The following is a 16066-nucleotide window of genomic DNA, read 5'->3' on the forward strand; positions in this document are numbered from 1 at the left end:
TTATTGAGGTAAAAACGTCAAATTGTATTCCACCAGATGTGGTCCAGGGTACTATTGTTCGGGTTTTCGTTTAATATTTGTTCACGTTCGTCCAGGTACGTGAGACTCCCAACAGTTCATTCGTTTCAAATATTTATGAACGTTTTCTGAGATATGTGTTTCACGTCTGAATATTTCTGGAGCGTTTTTGTGTTCTGAGGGGCTCGTGTTAGTGAGCAGAACATATTACTTATTATGTGTCTTTTGTTCTTTGTAAGGGCAGTGACGACAGCCCGAATTGCAGCAGCGTCCTCTTTTAAGATGATTCAATTCAGTGAACACTTGATAGCCAGTTTTTGGATCAATGTAAAATAATTCCCCTCGAGCACAGGCCTCTTTGTGAAGTCTTTCGATTTCATTTTTCTCAGGAGATTCGTTACTCACGAAGGGTTAAACTTTTTCCGTAAGATCTGCGAGTTTGATTTTCGCAAGATAAGACATCGAGTGATTCTCAAGCCCTGACGTCACATCGCACATGATTTTTTTCATCGCGCATGAAACTGCACACTGCTTAAGTGGCTCTTTATCTGGATTATTCAACAACGGTTTTCCTGAAACCGCCATATAGATGTCTTTCAAGGTGATGTCTTTGCGCTGACAATTCAAACGCACTCCACCCGTCTTACCTTTAAAGCTTTCCACTAAACCTGCTTCAACTAGTTTCGCAAGCAAGCGGCGAATGACGGTGGGATTGGTACGAATACTTGATGCTAATACATCCGACGTCATCAGCTCTCCGTGGTGGTAGCTAAGGACGGTCATAATATGTACTGATACTGAAAATCTTTGATCAAGCATGAGATCATTATATCGTATGACGCAAAAAGAAACAACGGGAAGCACTTCAGACCCCCGAAACATGCGTATTTTCATACATTTGAGGGCCATTCGCTTTAAATGTGCGTTTATCTGTTGCATTTAAAATCGAACAGGTTCATATTGTGCTTGTATTGGTCACAATTAAGAAGGAGTCCGAGAAATGGCAAATAAACAGATCCAAGAAGCATTAGAGTGGCGTTATGCGGTTAAGAAATTTGACCCTACTAAAAAGATTTCTGAACAAGACATGAAAACCTTGTTGGAGTCCTTGAAACTCGCACCTTCTTCTTATGGTGTGCAGCCTTGGAAATTCCTAGTGATCGAAAACCCAAAGGTTCGTGAGGAGCTTAAACCTGTTTCATGGAACCAAACGCAAATCACAGATGCCAGCCATCAGATCGTATTTCTTTATAAAGACACGATGGATGAAGCTTTTGTGCAAAAGTACATCGACCGTATCGTCGAAGTACGCGGTATTCCTGCAGAGGCTCTGCAAGGATATAAAGATATGATGATTACAAACCTAGTGAAGGCCCCGGAGGAAAAAATCAGAGTTTGGTCTCAACGCCAAGCTTATATCGCCATGGGCTTCCTACTAGAAACTGCAGCCCTTCTCAAAATTGATGCAACTCCTATGGAAGGCTTCAGTGCTTCAGACTATGACCGTATCTTAAAGCTGGAAGGCACCCGATGGAAATCTGTCGCCACTGTGACTTTGGGATATCGTCACGCTGAAGATTCGTTTCAAAACCTTAAAAAGGTCCGCTTCGCTGACGATGCACTGATTGAATACGTGAAGTAGACCCCTCCCAATAAAGCTTCGCTCCATTCCTCCGGAGCGAAGCTTTTTCTTTATCTTAAAATTTGGGCTCGAAACTCCAATACCGTGGTGCCAGAGTCCATAAGACATGCAAAGCCTCACACGGCATCGGACACTTTGTGGGGCTTTGCTTGTTTTAGAATTTTCCGGGAATCATTTAGAAATAATAAACGTCGAAAGGAACTTTGCCTTTTTGATGATCTTTCTCGGAGCTGCTGCCATAGACTCGCACTTCGATGATCTTCTCTTTCACGGTAATAACTACCGGATTTAAATATCCCAAGCCCAAAGCGTCTTTAGGTTTAATCACATGCGCCTGCGCATCAGAGAACTGAAATTCTTCTAACATTTTTTGAGTGTCAAATTCACGAATGGCCGTTTCTAATTTTGCATCCATCACCGCGAAATCTAAATCACTGGTTTTTTCGTAAGCTTTGCCGTTAGCAAAGCTTCCGTACAAAACGATGGGACCTTGCAGTTTATCTTGAACCAGGAACTTTTCCTGCAAGCGCATTCCTGTTAACAACACATCTGCGCCTTCCAAGGCGATCGGTGAATTGGTTAATTCAGAAATGTGTTTGAAATACATGTCGAGGGTCTTTTCCAAAGAAGCCTGACGATCAATCATCATGTATTTAAACCAGCTGCGCACATTGGAATATTCAGAAACCATCACATCCAAATGGCGTTTAAAGAATTTTACAGGTCCTTCTTTAGAGTACTTCAAAAGCTTTACGTCATTATAAATATCATGGACAAGGTTCATCATTTCCCGCTTTTGCTCTGGAGAAAGCTTCGCAAATTTCACCTTTACAAGATCCAGGGACTGACCTTTTTGATCGATCGTTTCAAAGCCCATCAGCTTTTGATAGCGAGCCATCGCTTCCAAAACGCTTTTGGAATTCACATGTTGGCTGATAAATTTAGCATAAGCCTCAGACTGCGGAGCCAGATTCGCATCGCTATCGTATTTAGTCTCAAAAACATGGCTACAAACATACTTATAGGCATGGGCCTGACTGACCGCCAGGCATAGCAAAGAGCCCAAAATAAATCTGGATAAAATCACAGAACTTTTCATATCGGGAGTGTGAGGAGCAAGAAGCCCACCACCCTCATAACAACTAAGGACACTTTAAGGACACTTAGGGTGTAAAGGAGATTTACAGGTGACACTTACGGACAGGTCACCTTTTTTACTGCTTGCTGATCTCCGCTGTTAAGTGCTCGATGAAAGTGCGAGCTGCCAAAGATAATTGGCGACCTTTTTTCTGTGCAAACCAAAGCTTGAATTCATGCGGGAACTCGACTGGGACTTCGAACAATTCTCCGCTTTCAATTTCGTCTTTCACCATAAAGCGAGTTAGGTAAGCAAGCCCCTCCCCCGCAAGACAGAAACGTTTTTGCGCTTCTTGACTGTTTGTCTCAAGACCAATCTGTGGTGTTTCACCGAACAACTCTTGAATCACTCGCTTCGGGCGAGATTCCAACAATGCGCCGATGGAACAGAGGTAACCGTATTTTTCCAACACTTTCTTAAGAGTCTTATCGTTGCTGGATGATTTACACTCTTTCCAAATATCAGGCTTACATACCAGCGCCATCCTCTCGGCACGCAGGGGACGGTACTCGATATTGGGAATCGCCACTTTCGCAAAGCACAGCGCAAATTCATTTTCTGAACTATTTAAACCGTTAATGATCTCGTCCGGAGAACCCGAAGTGATACTTGGGACCACCTTAGGAAATTTTCTGCGAAAGCTGTGCACGGGATGAACTAGGAAATCGTTAATAACATTATCTGTGGCTGCAAAACGCAGAGGGCCTTCGCACTTTTCCTGAACCTCACGACATAGGTTCTCGATGGCTTTTTCAGTTCGGAACAGATCTTCACACAAATGAAAGACTTGCTGTCCTTTTGCCGTCAGCACTACGCCGCTTTTAGAACGGTCGAACAGAACGACTCCCTCGGATTCCTCCAGTAAAGAAACCGAACGACTTAAAGCACTTTGGCTGATATTCATTCGAAAAGCTGCTTCTGAAAACTTACCAACCTTAGCCACTTCGTAAAAAGCACGCAGATAATTCAACTCCACAACGCCGTCCTTTAAATATTTAAAAGGGAGATATTTAAATGCTATCATTCGAATTTATGGAAACCAAAGACGATTTTGAAAGTCGATGGTGTTTATTTTAAGGCAACAAAGCCTTGTGCTTTTTTAGATAGGACTCCACACTCGCCAAAAACTCAGACTCAGAAAACGAAGCATTGAAAGAGCGCAGAACTTCTTTCCCTTCAGGATTGTTTCTAAATGCGATCGCATATTGATAGACCTGCAAAGGCCTGGGGTTCAATTGTAGTTTGTCTTTGTACGGCTCTAGCTTATCACTGGTTTGCATAAGCTTACGAAATACCGTGGTATCAATGAAGGCTAAATCAATTCGATTTTTTGCCACCTTCATCAAGTTTTGCTCATCGCTATTGGTCTCTTCGATATTCAGAAGCTTTTTTTCCTGAAGAGGTTTCAAAACACCGGCAAGCTCATAGCCCACCACATTGCCGATTTTGTATTTCGTTAAGTCCGAATAGTTTTTCCACGAAACGGGATGTTCTTTACTTTCTGCCATGACCCAAGGGCTCTTATGAAGCGTGCGGGACAGAATAAAATCCTTCGGAACGTTTTCAGATTCTGACGGAAAGAACGCAACCACTTCAGGTCTTTCCACCGCCTGTTTTTTCGCTCGGACTACCGGCGCAAAACTGACCTTCAGTTCGTATCCTTGCTTCAGGAAAAGTTTTCGGAGTGCGGAGATGGCCGGGCCACCATCAGGAAGGTCCTCCTTGATGAAAGGAGAAAGCTCATAAGTGACAACTTGAATTTGCTTGATAGGAGCGGTCGCGGTCGCGAAGGACGGCGTAAGAATTAAGCTAGCTACTAGATAGCGAAACAGCATCAGTCACCTTTCAAAACAATGTCACTGCTCAAGAATAGTGGTCGTGATTGATTGAACGCAAGAGATGCTGCCCTAAGGTCAAAATAGATCTGGACCTTTATTTCTCATTTTCTACGACGTAGCCCGGCTCGAAATAGACATTTTTATCCATCGTCACCTCGGCATATTTTTTATCATGAATTCTTGAGATCTTGGCAAAGCCTACGCGATCTTTCGTGCACACAGCAAATCTGCCACCCGCGCACTCTTTACGAAAAACAGCCAAGCGTTGTCCCATCTTCACTGCTACGGCAGACTCTTCTAAATTAACTTGTGCCGTGGAATCGTCCATTTTCATTGTGATGTCGCCGTGAACCGCTTTTTTGAAAGCACAGAAACCAGAAACAGAAAATAACATCATCGCTACCAGCGTGAATGCTGCTACCATATTGAAAATCCCCCACAGATTTTTTATTAATAGATTTTCTTTGAAGCTACTGCATGCTGAGTTTCCGGGCAAACCTTCTGTGCACGGTTCATTCAGTTTTATGGTTAGCCCCCGAACTATGGCCCCAGAATATGCTGCGCGTTTTTCCTACTCTACATAGTCCTTCAGAATGCTTTCTAGCCAATCCATAAATACTTGAACGCGCTTTGCAACGTTTCGACGATGCGGATACACAATCGAAACTGGCATCGCCTCCGCGCGAAGCTTTGGCAGAATCTCTTCCACTTTCTTTTTATGAAGAAAGTCATTTTTCCCCACAGAGGGCGCTTGAATAATTCCTAAGCCCGCTAAGCAAGCGGCGGTATATGAGTCGACATTGTTAACTGTGATTTTAGATTTCATCGCCAAGGTTCGGTACTTTTCTCCGTCAAAGTATTCAAAACCGTCGGGTTTCCCTCCCCAACTTTGTACATAATGAACTAGATAGTGATTCTGCAAATCCTCGAGCTTTCTCGGGCGACCGTATTTTTCCAGATACTCAGTACTTGCGTAGTTTCCGATGGCAAACTTTCCAAGGGGCCGAGCAATTAAACCTGAGTCTGCCAAATTACCGACACGAATAACACAATCGAAACCTTCGCGGACCAAATCAACTTTGCGGTCTGAACAACTCAATTCAATTTGTACATCAGGGTACATCTTTAAAAACTGCGGCAGTTTGGGAACAACAGCATTGCGAGCCATGGCAGCCCCCATATCAATACGGATTCTTCCATGCACTTGAGAGGCATCTTTTTTAAAAAGATTTTCCACTTCATCTACATCTGACAGCAAATCGCGGCAGCGCTCAAAAAAGGTCATTCCATCTTGAGTCAGCTGCACCTTACGGGTCGTGCGATGAAACAATCTTGTACCTAAGTTATTTTCCAACTGTTGAATCGCATTTGAAACCGTCGCCTTAGGCAGGCTCAGGTGTTCTGACGCCCCGGTAAAACTGCCTAATTCGGCGACCTTCATAAAGATATGCATATTTTCGATACGATCCATCGTTCCCTCTGTGATTGTTCAATAATCATGAACAGTGTTTTTAATTATAGCCTATTTATTCGTTTTTATGAACAGGGTAAATTAAAGACATCACAAGGAGTTTCAAAATGAAAATTGCAATCATCACAGGCGGAAGCCGCGGACTTGGAAAAAGCTCAGCTCTACATATGGCAGACAAAGGTGTCGGCGTCATCTTGACCTACAACAGCCAAAAGGACGAAGCAGATAAAGTTGTTGCCGAGATCGAAAAAAAAGGTGGCAAAGCAGCGGCCATTCAGTTGGATGTATCTAATTCAAAAAACTTCGTAGCTTTTGTCAGCTCAATAAAAGATGTTTTAAAATCAAAATTCGGCAGCGACCGCTTTGACTACCTCGTCAATAATGCCGGAACTGGCGCCTATGTTCCGTTCACAGAGATGACGGAAGAAGTATTTGATTCTCTTCAAAACATTCACTTCAAAGGTCCTTACTTCCTGACCCAAAAACTTTTGCCCATCATGAACGATGGCGGCCGTATCGTAAATGTATCCAGCGGCCTTGCTCGCTTCTCCGTTCCGGGCTCGTCTGCTTACGGCGCCCTTAAAGGTGCGGTTGAAACATGGACTCGTTATTTAGCTAAGGAATTGGGCCCTCGCAAAATCACAGCCAACGTTGTAGCTCCCGGCCCTATCGCCACCGACTTCGGCGGAGGCCGCGTTCGCGACAACAAAGAAATGAATGCCATGCTGTCATCTCAAACAGCCTTGGGTCGCGTGGGTGAAGCGGATGACATCGGCAAACTGGTAGCCAGCTTAGTTCAAGACGACATGGGCTGGGTCAACGCCCAAAGAATCGAAGCCTCCGGCGGCATCTTTATCTAAAGATATCCCCAATAACAAAAAAACCCAGGTGTCATCCACCTGGGTTTTTAGTTTTAAGAACCGGTACGCTAAAAGCGGTCAAAATGGTTCGAATACAAGGCGGAGGGTCTTCCCGCAGCGCAAGCGTACTAAATGTACGCTGGAGCGAGGACAAGGCCCGACAACGAAGTAGTCGAGCCATTTTCACCGCTTTGGGTTATTTGATATCGTTGAGGGCTACAGAAACCATCGTCGATACACCACGCTCTTGCATAGTTACGCCGTAAAGTTTCTTAGCAACTTCCATCGTGTGTTTGTTATGGGTAACAACGATGATTTGAGAGCGTTTTGCCATCTCGCGAACCAAGTCGTTGAAACGGAATACGTTGGCGTCATCAAGTGGCGCATCAACCTCATCCAGCAAGCAGTATGGTGATGGTTTCACCAAGAAGATCGAGAATACCAGCGCTACCGCAGTCAACGCTTTCTCCCCCCCCGACATCAAAGACACGTTTTGAGTCTTTTTGCCTGGAGGACGTGCGATGATCTCGATACCGGCTTCGTTCTTTTCAGTTTCTTCAACCATTTCCAACCACGCTTCACCACCGCCGAATAGCACTGGGAATACGCGAGTGAAACGTTCGTTAACCAAATCGAAAGTTTCCTTGAAACGTTTAGAACAGATTCTGTTGATACGATCGATAACTTTACGAAGTTGCTCTTTCGCTTCTGTCAAATCTGCGTGTTGTTTCGTCAAGAACTCATAACGTTGAGCTGTTTCTTCGTACTCTTCAATCGCTGACAAGTTCACTTCACCGATTTTCGCTAATTTTTCACGAAGATCTTTAAGTTGAGCATCAGCTTGCAAGAAGTCGCCTTCTTTATTGATGTACTTTTCGATAACGTCCGGAAGGTTCAACATATAACGTTCGCGGATGGATTCGATCAAGTACTGCTCTTTCATCTTAGCTTGTTCAAGCTTCAATTGAGAGTCATTCATTTTGTGCTGTCTTTCGTTGCGAAGACGTTGAGAAGTACTAGCTTCCTCTTCGATCGCGCGGATGGATTCAGACATCACTTCATATTCGTCTTTGGTACGAGCTGCTTGCAATTTCAATTGCTCAACTTCATCCAAGAGACGTTCAAATTCGATTTTCTTTTCTTCCAAAGTCACTTGGCTCTCAGTCATTTGAGAGTTGTAGCCTTCAGCCTCTTCGCTCATGCGAGCCAATTGTGCTTCAAGGTCATTCAATGACTTAGTAACCATCTCAAGCTGTCTTAATACACCTTGGTATTCTTGAGTTTTAGAAGCTGATCTAACTTGAAGGTCAGTTACTTCCGCTTGAAGACCGTCAAAACCCAAACGAACAGAGTTTAACTCAGAGTTCAAAGCCTCTACTTCGCCTTCAAGAAGAACTTTCTTCTCGCGAGCTTCAATCAAAGCCTGATTCAACTCCTCAAGTTTTTGCTCTTGAACTTCCAACTGCTCTGTCAGTTTTTTGACTTCGCGTTCTTGGCGTTCAACGGCAGCTTGTGCATTTTGCACTTCATTTTCAGCGCGTTCCAGGTCTTTTCTCAATTCCGTAACTTTGATCTCTTGATCCATTTTACGTTTTTGAGCACCTTCAAAATCGTTCACAACATTGTTTAACTGCTCTTCAACTTTTTTCAAAGCCATTTGAGCCAATTGCAATTTGCCCGCGTATTCGTCTTTTTTCTCTGACAACTCTTTGATCTCGCGGCGGCGTTTCAGCATGCCAGAATCTGCTGATTCTGAAGAACCACCTGTCAAAACACCGTCAGCAGTCAAAGTGTCACCGTCAAGAGTAACGAAGGTCCAGCCCGTGTAAGTCGCGCGAAGATTCAAAGCCGTACGGATCGAATCAACGATCGCTACACCGTCCAACATATAAGTGACAGTATTTTGGAACTTATCAGCCGCTTTCACCACGTCTTTAAGAATGGCTTGAACGCCCTCTTGACCGATCGGAGCTTCAGAACGGTTGTAAGCCAAAGTTTGATCGCCCGCAGACATGAAGCTGGAACGGCCAGATTTTTGTTCCTTCAAATGAGATACCGCATCGACTGCGATATTTGCGTCAGAAGATAAAAGCATTTGCAGGCGTGAGCCCAATGCTGCTTCCATGGCTACTTCGTACTCAGCCGGAACTTCAACAACCTCAGATACCGGTTGGAAGTGAGTGACAACAGATCCATCCGCCATCAACTCTTGAGAACGAGTTTTTTGCCACAACATCACTTGTTTCACACCTTCTTGGAAACCTTCGAAGTTGTTCTGCAAGTTTTCTAGCCCGTACAAGCGGGACGCTGTTTCGTTCAAAGAATCTTTGAACGATTCAACTTCGGCCTTTTTCTCTGCCAATGAATCCGTCAGGATCTTTTTGTTGGCTTCGAAAGAATCCACGTCACTTGCCAAGTCCAATTGCATTTGACGTTCTTTATCAAGTTCGTTCGTCACTTTCTTACGGCGATTTTCGAACTCGACCTGTTTTTCGCGAAGTTCATTTAGGACTTGTTGTTCGTTGTCTTGACGGTCTGTCAAATCAGCGATTTGTGCCGACAATGAATTTACACGAGCATCCAAAGAAGATTCAGATTGGCCCACGGCGAACAGTTCGCGACGTTTAGTCGTTAGATCCTCATCAACAGTCCCAATACGAGAGTTGAAGTTTTGGAAGATGTCATTTTTCTCTGTGAAAGTCGCTGTCAGTGTTTCAGCTTCTTCTTTCAGCTCAGTGATTTGTTCTTCCAACGTCGCTTTATCACGAGCAAGCAATTCTTGGCGCGCCTGTTGTTCTTGCAAGATCGTGCCAGTCATTTGTTCGTTACGACGAGCTTGTTCGATTTCAAAACGAAGCTCTTGGATTTCCATTTCTTTTTTCTGAACTGTGGATTGTTTGTCGAAATGAAGCGTTTGGTGCTCTTCAACCATTTTCTCTTTTTCAAGGATTTGAAGTTTCAAAACTTCCAATTGACCTTGAAGAGTCGAAAGGTTTGCATCGCCTTCGATTTCCATGCTTTGCGCTTCGTTGAAGATCGCTTGAGCTTCTTCAGCCGCGCGAGCCAGTTCTACGTACTGAGCTGTCGAAATCCACAAATCCAAATCTTCGATTTGGTTTTTGATAGTGCGGTAACGTTCCGCACGTTGCGCTTGTCTTTGCAAAGAATCGATTTGGCGTTTCAACTCGCCCACAATGTCTTGCAAACGAAGCAAGTTTTGATCCGTCTGAACCAATTTACGTTGAGACTCTTTTTTACGAGCTTTGAACTTAGTGATACCCGCAGCTTCTTCAATAAGCATGCGGCGATCTTCAGGTTTCGAAGTGATGATCTTACCGATCATACCTTGAGCGATGATAGAGAAACCTTTAGAACCAGCACCTGTATCCATAAAGATTTCTTGCAAGTCTTTGAGACGTGCTGGTTCTTTATTGATGAAGTACTCCCCCTCGCCATTTCTGTGCAGACGACGAGTCACCATGATTTCAGAGTGCTTGATGTATTTCGCTGGGAATGCGCCACCGTCGTTTTCAAGCGTCAACGACACTTCACACATACCTAGTGGAGCGTACCCTTCAGCACCACCAAAGATAACGTCAGTCATCTGAGATGCACGAAGGTCCTTCGCAGACTGGTCACCCATAACCCACATAAGGGCGTCTACGATGTTAGATTTACCGCAACCATTTGGTCCCACGATACCTGTAATACCGGAATCGAAATGGATCACCGTGCGATCTTTGAACGACTTAAAACCAATGAGTTCAATCTTTTTAATTCTCAAGGTATATTCCCCTCTTGAGCTACAATGAGCCTCGGCCTTCAGACCTCAGCATCCCCTCAAAATATACAAGCCCAAGGTCTAGCAGGTCTTTGGCAAATCAGCTTATTCGAGGCGAGAGGGAGGAAGCCGTACACACAGTACTGCAACGACCGAGCAACGAAGAAGAAGGTGATTTGCCAAAGACCTAGACCAAAGGCCATTTAACTGTCGGGTCAGAAGAGAACTATGTCAACTGTGGCATACCAAAAGAAGTCTAAACGCTGAAAAGTTAAGCAGAACTTCCCGGGTGAAATCTCAACTTGTCTATTGCGCGTTATTTGCGCCGCAGCAAGGAGATCTTTCAAACGAACCTGTCTTTACAAAGTTTTGATGTGGGAGTCGGAAAAATTAAGGCCTCCTTGATCACACCGGATCTATGATCCGCGTATCAGGAGGCATCTATGCAATACAAGAAATCTGAAATTTATCCGAAAGAAAGATTCTCCAAAGGGTTTGCTGTCAGAATCTTACTGAGCACGTTAACACTCACCGTTTTGGTGACGTACTTTGCGAATTAGTTGATTCGTAAAGTTCCGACATAGGCACCTTTATGATCAAAGATTTTAAAGGTGCTATTTTTCGCGCTAGGCAAGCTCAGCTGAATTTGCAAACCGTGATAATAATTGTACATGGCATTTTGATTTGGAAATCTAGGTCGGTTCTCGATATCGATTCGCACCATGTGGGACTCTTGAAAAAAATCACTCATGACAATGAAAAAGAAAGACTCTGGATTTTGCGCTGATCGCAAACGCATGATATCGCGCAAATCAATAGGACTTGGAAAAGGATCCGAGCAAACCGTTATATCGGAATTCACACAAAGATTTTTCGCCATCACATCTGCCCCACCCAGAAATTGCTCTAACGGCACTCGCACAGGGCTCCAATCAGCTTGCATCAATGACGAAGGGCGCGCGTCCAACATAATCGCGGGAACAACTGGCAAAATAGGTTCATTCAAGAATCTGCCCAAAGTATAAAGCATTCGAATCAAATCTTCTTTGAGCGAACCCGGCGTAAAATAAGCCTGTGCACTTTGCTCGATTGAGATAATTTGTTGATAGGTTGCTTTTTGATTCACGATCCACAAGGCCTCATGAAACAACACAGCTGCCTGTTCAATTTCGCTTAAGCGGAAAAACTCCGGCAAAAGCATCGTGCGTTTTGTAGTGGGTTCAGTCACCGCAAAAATGACCACTTGATCAACAGGTACATGCAATATCTGCGAATAAATCAGTGTCAGTTCCTTGCGAGTCTGCGGATCAAATTTGTCCTCGGTAATTTGATGATAGCTCCGCGCAAAAGATGGAATGACCGCCGCCGCAAGATCCGCTTTCACATTGTCAGGGACTGGCATCGCTAAAAGCTTTTCATTCAACAAGCTAAGACCTGGTACAGAGGCGTAAGCCAAGGCTTCTTTGTTAACCGTTATGCGAGCGGAACCGAATGTTTGGTAATTTCCACCCTCTTTCGTCCCGCCACCACCATTTTGCACTTCTTTGGCAGCATAGACATTTAAAGAAAAAAGAATAATCAAAACGATGGAGAGTGTTTTCATTCTGTGTCCCCTTTTAATTCAAACAGTTGCATGGAAAGGCTGTATACCTTTTCCTTGCCGGGCATGGACTCTAACTCTTTCACCAAAGCCCGGCGAAATTCGCGCAAACGGTCCTTGGCATATTTCATCTGCTCAGCACTCATCGCGAAAATCACAGAGGAGAATTCGCGGTGTTCAACGTGGTCTTTTTCGATGGATCTTTTCGCGCGCGACAACATTTGGTGGTGAAAGTTTTTAATCGCCAGAGACGACACATCTGCTGAAGTGGTGAAATCCCCTTCAAGTGCCACCCAACGCTCTTGAGAAGTGTCCAACATTTTATTTTCAACCAATCGAGCCACAATATCGTCGACTTCATAGTGAGGCAGCCCCAAGCGATCTGCGAAAGCTGCAACCGACGTTTCAATATCAGGAATATTCAATAGTTCCAAAACAGCTAAGCATCGCCAATCCGAAACGGTATTAAATTCAGAATCTGTCAAAGTGCGTTCATCCATCAAGTACATGCGAACGCGCTCTCTTGCTTCCTTCTTGGCTATTGCGCTGCGAGCATGTTCTGCGCGAATTAAGTCCAAAAAGTATTCGCGGTCCTTTTCGACCAAACCGAATTTTTCTGCCATCTCTGCGCCTTTAACGTCAGACAGCCCCACCTTGCCATTCATGATTTCACTGAGGCGAGAAGCATTTAACTCAAGGTCTCGCGCAAAGGCCCGCAAAGAGTAAGAGGAATTCTTACGCTTTCTTCTTTTGAACTCTTCAAAAAGGAAATCTCTGTATGTCGGGGTCTTCATTGAATCTGTGCTCATAACGCCGTCATTAAACATCGGTAACTTTATTTGTCGAACCATAACACACGGCACTGTTTAGTTTTTCGGCATCATCATCGCATTGAAATGTAAGTAATTCGATACTCCGCCACCACCGCCAATGGACGCTAGTTGGAGTGTTCGAGCTTTGACAGGTGTGTAACCTTTTTCGGGAGATCTCACAATGAGACAGTTTGCAGTAATTGCTCTATTGATGCCGGCAGTTCTTATGGGCTGCCGTCAGGACAGTGGTAAAGAAGCAAAAACTCCAAGCGCTTTGGTATCTTCCCGGTCCAATAAGCCCGGTTCCACGATCAATGCCGATGGGACCATTCAATCCAGCAAGGACGATCGCGATTTTACAACGAGTCGAGCAGAGGTCTATAAGGCTTACTACCCTCTTGAGTTCGACTGCGCAAAGGATCTATGTCAGCCCATCTTTGATAAGTACCCAAGCATCATTAAGGCCGTGGAGGCCGCTAAGAAGCCCACAGCGGATCAAAAGGCGTATTTTGATCAATATATCCAACCCGCCCTGATTGAATACAATACGGTCAGCAAAGAGCAGTCGCGCCAGTGGTTGAAAGCCATTCAGAACCAAGAGGCCCAATTTAAAAACACGGAACTTTCCGAGGATCAAATCCGGATCATTCAAACTATTTCCTCCATGCAAAAGATCAAAGACACACCCGAGCTTCTGAATTACTGGCAAAAGCGATTAGTTCAAGTGCCGTTTTATCGCGCGAACTTGATCTTTCAACAGATGGGCAAATGGACCTATTTGCAGGAAATGTATCCCACTCTTTCCATGGAAGAAGCGGCCCGTTCTGAACTCAAGATCGTGAATCAACTTTTAAAAAGATTTGCCGAGGTCATTCGTGGTGCCGACCCCGTTGACCCTATGATCAGCTCAAAAATTGAAGCCGGACAAACTTTGGATATCGAGGAAGTTGAAGCCTTCACGAGTTATGCAGGCTCCATTCGTCTGTTGGATCATTTTCTTTTTGGCGAAGGGGCCTCTATCATTACGAAGTTGATGAAAAAGCAGCCTCTGACTTCGGCACAATTGTACGCTATCTATGATAAGGGCACGATCAAGAAAGACTTAGAAAAAAAGCTGCAGACTGATTTGAAAAATAACTGCTCGGAAAAATATTTCCAATCAATCAACCTCTATCCACAGCAAGCCCAATTAGAAAAATATAAAACCCTGGCAGAGCAAACTCGTGAAACAGCCCTAGCCCAACTTAACCCACAAGACCCTGCTTACGAAAAAGTAAAGCAGATCAAAATCCTTTATCCACCGACGGCATCTGCGAATAGCACCGCCTGGCTTCGCTCTTTGAAAAGTGAAATTGGTCGCATGAAGGCTGACACGGCAAACCTCTCTCAAATCGACATTCAGTCGTTATACTCAGTTGTTCTTTTACGTTCCATCTCAGGTTCCACGGCCGACCAGAAAGACCTTTGCCCGCGAATCCCAGACTCCGAAATTTCTGACAAAAACATGGTGGCCTTTGGCTACGTGATGGTGTCTTGGTATTCGACGCGCTATCCAGAAGTGGGCGCCTCTATTCTGGCCCATGAAATGGGTCATACGGTTTTTGAATACAGCAATGCGATTGATTCTGCGAAAGCGTGCTTGATTGGCAAACAAACGTCAGAGACCTTCGCAAACGAAGATTTCGCCGACCTCTTTTCTGCAAAAGTGGGCAGTGAACTTTCTCGCAAGTACCAGATCGGGCCAGCAAATGTTGGTTGCAATCTCATGGAGCATTTAAGTCTTTTGCAGCAAACGGACAAGGATGACAATCACTCCACAACGCTTTTCCGCGCCCTGCAGTTTGCAACAGCGACAGGACAGACAATTCCCCAGTCCTGCCAGGATCTTGTAAGCCGGGATAATGCAAACGTTTTAAAGTCTTGTCACTAATCGATAGGAATCAATCGTTCCCGTCTTAGTTTGCGATAGCGATTGATCACACCTTGAGTGTCTTCGGGCGAGACTGAGGGTCTTGCCGATTCACCGAATTGGTATGTAAGCCCCACGCCGTAACCCACGTTTAAATCTGTTTTATGCAAAGGGCTTGCGCGATTTGCGGACCACGAATAGTCAGAAACCGATCCCCCGATATACATCGAAAAACGACCTGACGAAAATCTTTGATAATAGGATAGATTGTTGTTCAAAAAGCCTGACACCGCATTGTAGGCAGGCCTTGTGGCCGTCGCATAGGTTGGATCAACCTGAAAATATGTGCGCATATATTCATCTGTGGCCGCGTTCATTTCCAAGGCTGCGGTGCCAGAAATTATAATTGGCGAAGCAAAGGGGCCACGAGTCTCCCCTTCCCAACGATAAATCAATTGAGCTTTAAAGCGCATTCCGTTTTGACGAATGTACGAGCCATCAGCTGCTGCAGATAAAAAGGGAGCCAGTTGAAATTCCCACGTCCTGCCGCTTGCATACACTAACTGTGGACCCCCATCTAAAACCAGCGGCAGGTTTTCCATCCCAGCACGCGCCAAGTTTTTGGTGGAATCCAAAGGCAATCGTCCACCCCCAGAAAATTCCAAGGACCATGAGTCCGTTTTAAAAAGATAAGCACGCCCCCCTTCACGGTCGTCGGCGCGCAAAAATTCGCCACGATATTGAAAGGTCGGAAATGGAATCATTATGTCGGAGTATTCATCAGAGGACGGATAATCAGCGTAGCGAATATAACCCAGACCTAAGCCCCAGTCCCATAACGGAGGTGCTTGCTCGTCGCCCGCGACAGCGAACGGAGTGATCGAAAGTACCAAAAGAAGGGTCAACAAAACTCGCATGAAAGCGTATCGGACTTTTTTCTGCTTTCACAACTGGACAACCTGGAATTAATTCAAAGAAACGATCGCATTGAAAAGCA

14 protein-coding genes are annotated in these 16066 nt (G+C 44.7%); 3 read left to right on the top strand and 11 right to left on the bottom strand.

Going from position 1 to position 16066, the window contains the following annotated elements:
* Positions 1–225: 225 nt before the first annotated feature.
* Positions 226–423, bottom strand: a complete 198-nt coding sequence (locus tag B9G69_RS18155; protein WP_088617385.1) for a DUF5522 domain-containing protein — start codon at positions 421–423, stop codon at positions 226–228.
* A gap of 6 nt (positions 424–429) precedes the next feature.
* Positions 430–837, bottom strand: coding sequence for an RrF2 family transcriptional regulator (locus B9G69_RS03635; RefSeq protein WP_088617384.1), 408 nt, complete (start codon positions 835–837; stop codon positions 430–432).
* A 181-nt stretch (positions 838–1018) separates the two neighbouring features.
* Between B9G69_RS03635 and B9G69_RS03640 the strand changes: the two genes are divergently transcribed.
* Complete coding sequence (locus B9G69_RS03640) at positions 1019–1660, top strand: NAD(P)H-dependent oxidoreductase (RefSeq protein ID WP_088616868.1); 642 nt, start codon at positions 1019–1021, stop codon at positions 1658–1660.
* A gap of 175 nt (positions 1661–1835) precedes the next feature.
* On the opposite strand, the gene B9G69_RS03645 is transcribed toward B9G69_RS03640, so the two are convergent.
* The 5 genes from B9G69_RS03645 to B9G69_RS03665 form a co-directional block, all read right to left on the bottom strand.
* Complete coding sequence (locus B9G69_RS03645) at positions 1836–2759, bottom strand: hypothetical protein (RefSeq protein WP_088616867.1); 924 nt, start codon at positions 2757–2759, stop codon at positions 1836–1838.
* 115 nt (positions 2760–2874) lie between these two features.
* A complete protein-coding gene (locus B9G69_RS03650) occupies positions 2875–3822 on the bottom strand; it encodes a LysR family transcriptional regulator (RefSeq protein ID WP_088616866.1) in 948 nt (315 codons plus the stop codon).
* A gap of 49 nt (positions 3823–3871) precedes the next feature.
* Positions 3872–4633 carry a substrate-binding periplasmic protein gene (locus tag B9G69_RS03655; protein WP_088616865.1) on the bottom strand — a complete coding sequence of 254 codons (762 nt, stop codon included), beginning with the start codon at positions 4631–4633 and terminating at the stop codon, positions 3872–3874.
* A gap of 97 nt (positions 4634–4730) precedes the next feature.
* Positions 4731–5060 carry a hypothetical protein gene (locus tag B9G69_RS03660; protein ID WP_088616864.1) on the bottom strand — a complete coding sequence of 110 codons (330 nt, stop codon included), beginning with the start codon at positions 5058–5060 and terminating at the stop codon, positions 4731–4733.
* 147 nt (positions 5061–5207) lie between these two features.
* Positions 5208–6107, bottom strand: a complete 900-nt coding sequence (locus B9G69_RS03665; RefSeq protein ID WP_088616863.1) for a LysR family transcriptional regulator — start codon at positions 6105–6107, stop codon at positions 5208–5210.
* Between the two features lie 107 nt (positions 6108–6214).
* Here B9G69_RS03665 and B9G69_RS03670 point away from each other — a divergent pair, with 107 nt between their 5' ends.
* Positions 6215–6967 (top strand): SDR family NAD(P)-dependent oxidoreductase, encoded by a 753-nt coding sequence (locus B9G69_RS03670; protein WP_088616862.1) that lies wholly within the window; start codon positions 6215–6217, stop codon positions 6965–6967.
* A gap of 196 nt (positions 6968–7163) precedes the next feature.
* On the opposite strand, the gene smc is transcribed toward B9G69_RS03670, so the two are convergent.
* The 3 genes from smc to B9G69_RS03685 form a co-directional block, all read right to left on the bottom strand.
* Entirely contained in the window at positions 7164–10751 is a 3588-nt protein-coding gene (gene smc, locus B9G69_RS03675; protein ID WP_088616861.1) for a chromosome segregation protein SMC, read from the bottom strand.
* A 553-nt stretch (positions 10752–11304) separates the two neighbouring features.
* Complete coding sequence (locus B9G69_RS03680; protein ID WP_088616860.1) at positions 11305–12351, bottom strand: hypothetical protein; 1047 nt, start codon at positions 12349–12351, stop codon at positions 11305–11307.
* A complete protein-coding gene (locus B9G69_RS03685; RefSeq protein ID WP_176401009.1) occupies positions 12348–13157 on the bottom strand; it encodes a DUF4423 domain-containing protein in 810 nt (269 codons plus the stop codon). Before B9G69_RS03685 ends, B9G69_RS03680 begins: the two co-directional genes overlap by 4 nt.
* Before the next feature lie 184 nt (positions 13158–13341).
* Here B9G69_RS03685 and B9G69_RS03690 point away from each other — a divergent pair, with 184 nt between their 5' ends.
* Positions 13342–15090 carry a hypothetical protein gene (locus B9G69_RS03690; RefSeq protein ID WP_088616858.1) on the top strand — a complete coding sequence of 583 codons (1749 nt, stop codon included), beginning with the start codon at positions 13342–13344 and terminating at the stop codon, positions 15088–15090.
* Here B9G69_RS03690 and B9G69_RS03695 read toward each other — a convergent pair.
* A complete protein-coding gene (locus B9G69_RS03695) occupies positions 15087–15977 on the bottom strand; it encodes a MipA/OmpV family protein (protein WP_265437956.1) in 891 nt (296 codons plus the stop codon). The two genes, B9G69_RS03690 and B9G69_RS03695, sit on opposite strands and share 4 nt — an antisense overlap.
* Positions 15978–16066 lie beyond the last annotated feature (89 nt).

The organism is Bdellovibrio sp. SKB1291214 (genome assembly GCF_002209355.2).
In the GTDB taxonomy this organism is placed as follows: Bacteria; Bdellovibrionota; Bdellovibrionia; order Bdellovibrionales; family Bdellovibrionaceae; genus Bdellovibrio.

Coding starts and splice junctions, on each gene's coding strand:
- B9G69_RS03635 (WP_088617384.1), bottom strand. CDS start 837: ATGCTTGATCAAAGATTTTCAGTATCAGTACATATTATGACCGTCCTT.
- B9G69_RS03640 (WP_088616868.1), top strand. CDS start 1,019: ATGGCAAATAAACAGATCCAAGAAGCATTAGAGTGGCGTTATGCGGTT.
- B9G69_RS03645 (WP_088616867.1), bottom strand. CDS start 2,759: ATGAAAAGTTCTGTGATTTTATCCAGATTTATTTTGGGCTCTTTGCTA.
- B9G69_RS03650 (WP_088616866.1), bottom strand. CDS start 3,822: ATGATAGCATTTAAATATCTCCCTTTTAAATATTTAAAGGACGGCGTT.
- B9G69_RS03655 (WP_088616865.1), bottom strand. CDS start 4,633: ATGCTGTTTCGCTATCTAGTAGCTAGCTTAATTCTTACGCCGTCCTTC.
- B9G69_RS03660 (WP_088616864.1), bottom strand. CDS start 5,060: ATGGTAGCAGCATTCACGCTGGTAGCGATGATGTTATTTTCTGTTTCT.
- B9G69_RS03665 (WP_088616863.1), bottom strand. CDS start 6,107: ATGGATCGTATCGAAAATATGCATATCTTTATGAAGGTCGCCGAATTA.
- B9G69_RS03670 (WP_088616862.1), top strand. CDS start 6,215: ATGAAAATTGCAATCATCACAGGCGGAAGCCGCGGACTTGGAAAAAGC.
- B9G69_RS03680 (WP_088616860.1), bottom strand. CDS start 12,351: ATGAAAACACTCTCCATCGTTTTGATTATTCTTTTTTCTTTAAATGTC.
- B9G69_RS03685 (WP_176401009.1), bottom strand. CDS start 13,157: ATGAGCACAGATTCAATGAAGACCCCGACATACAGAGATTTCCTTTTT.
- B9G69_RS03690 (WP_088616858.1), top strand. CDS start 13,342: ATGAGACAGTTTGCAGTAATTGCTCTATTGATGCCGGCAGTTCTTATG.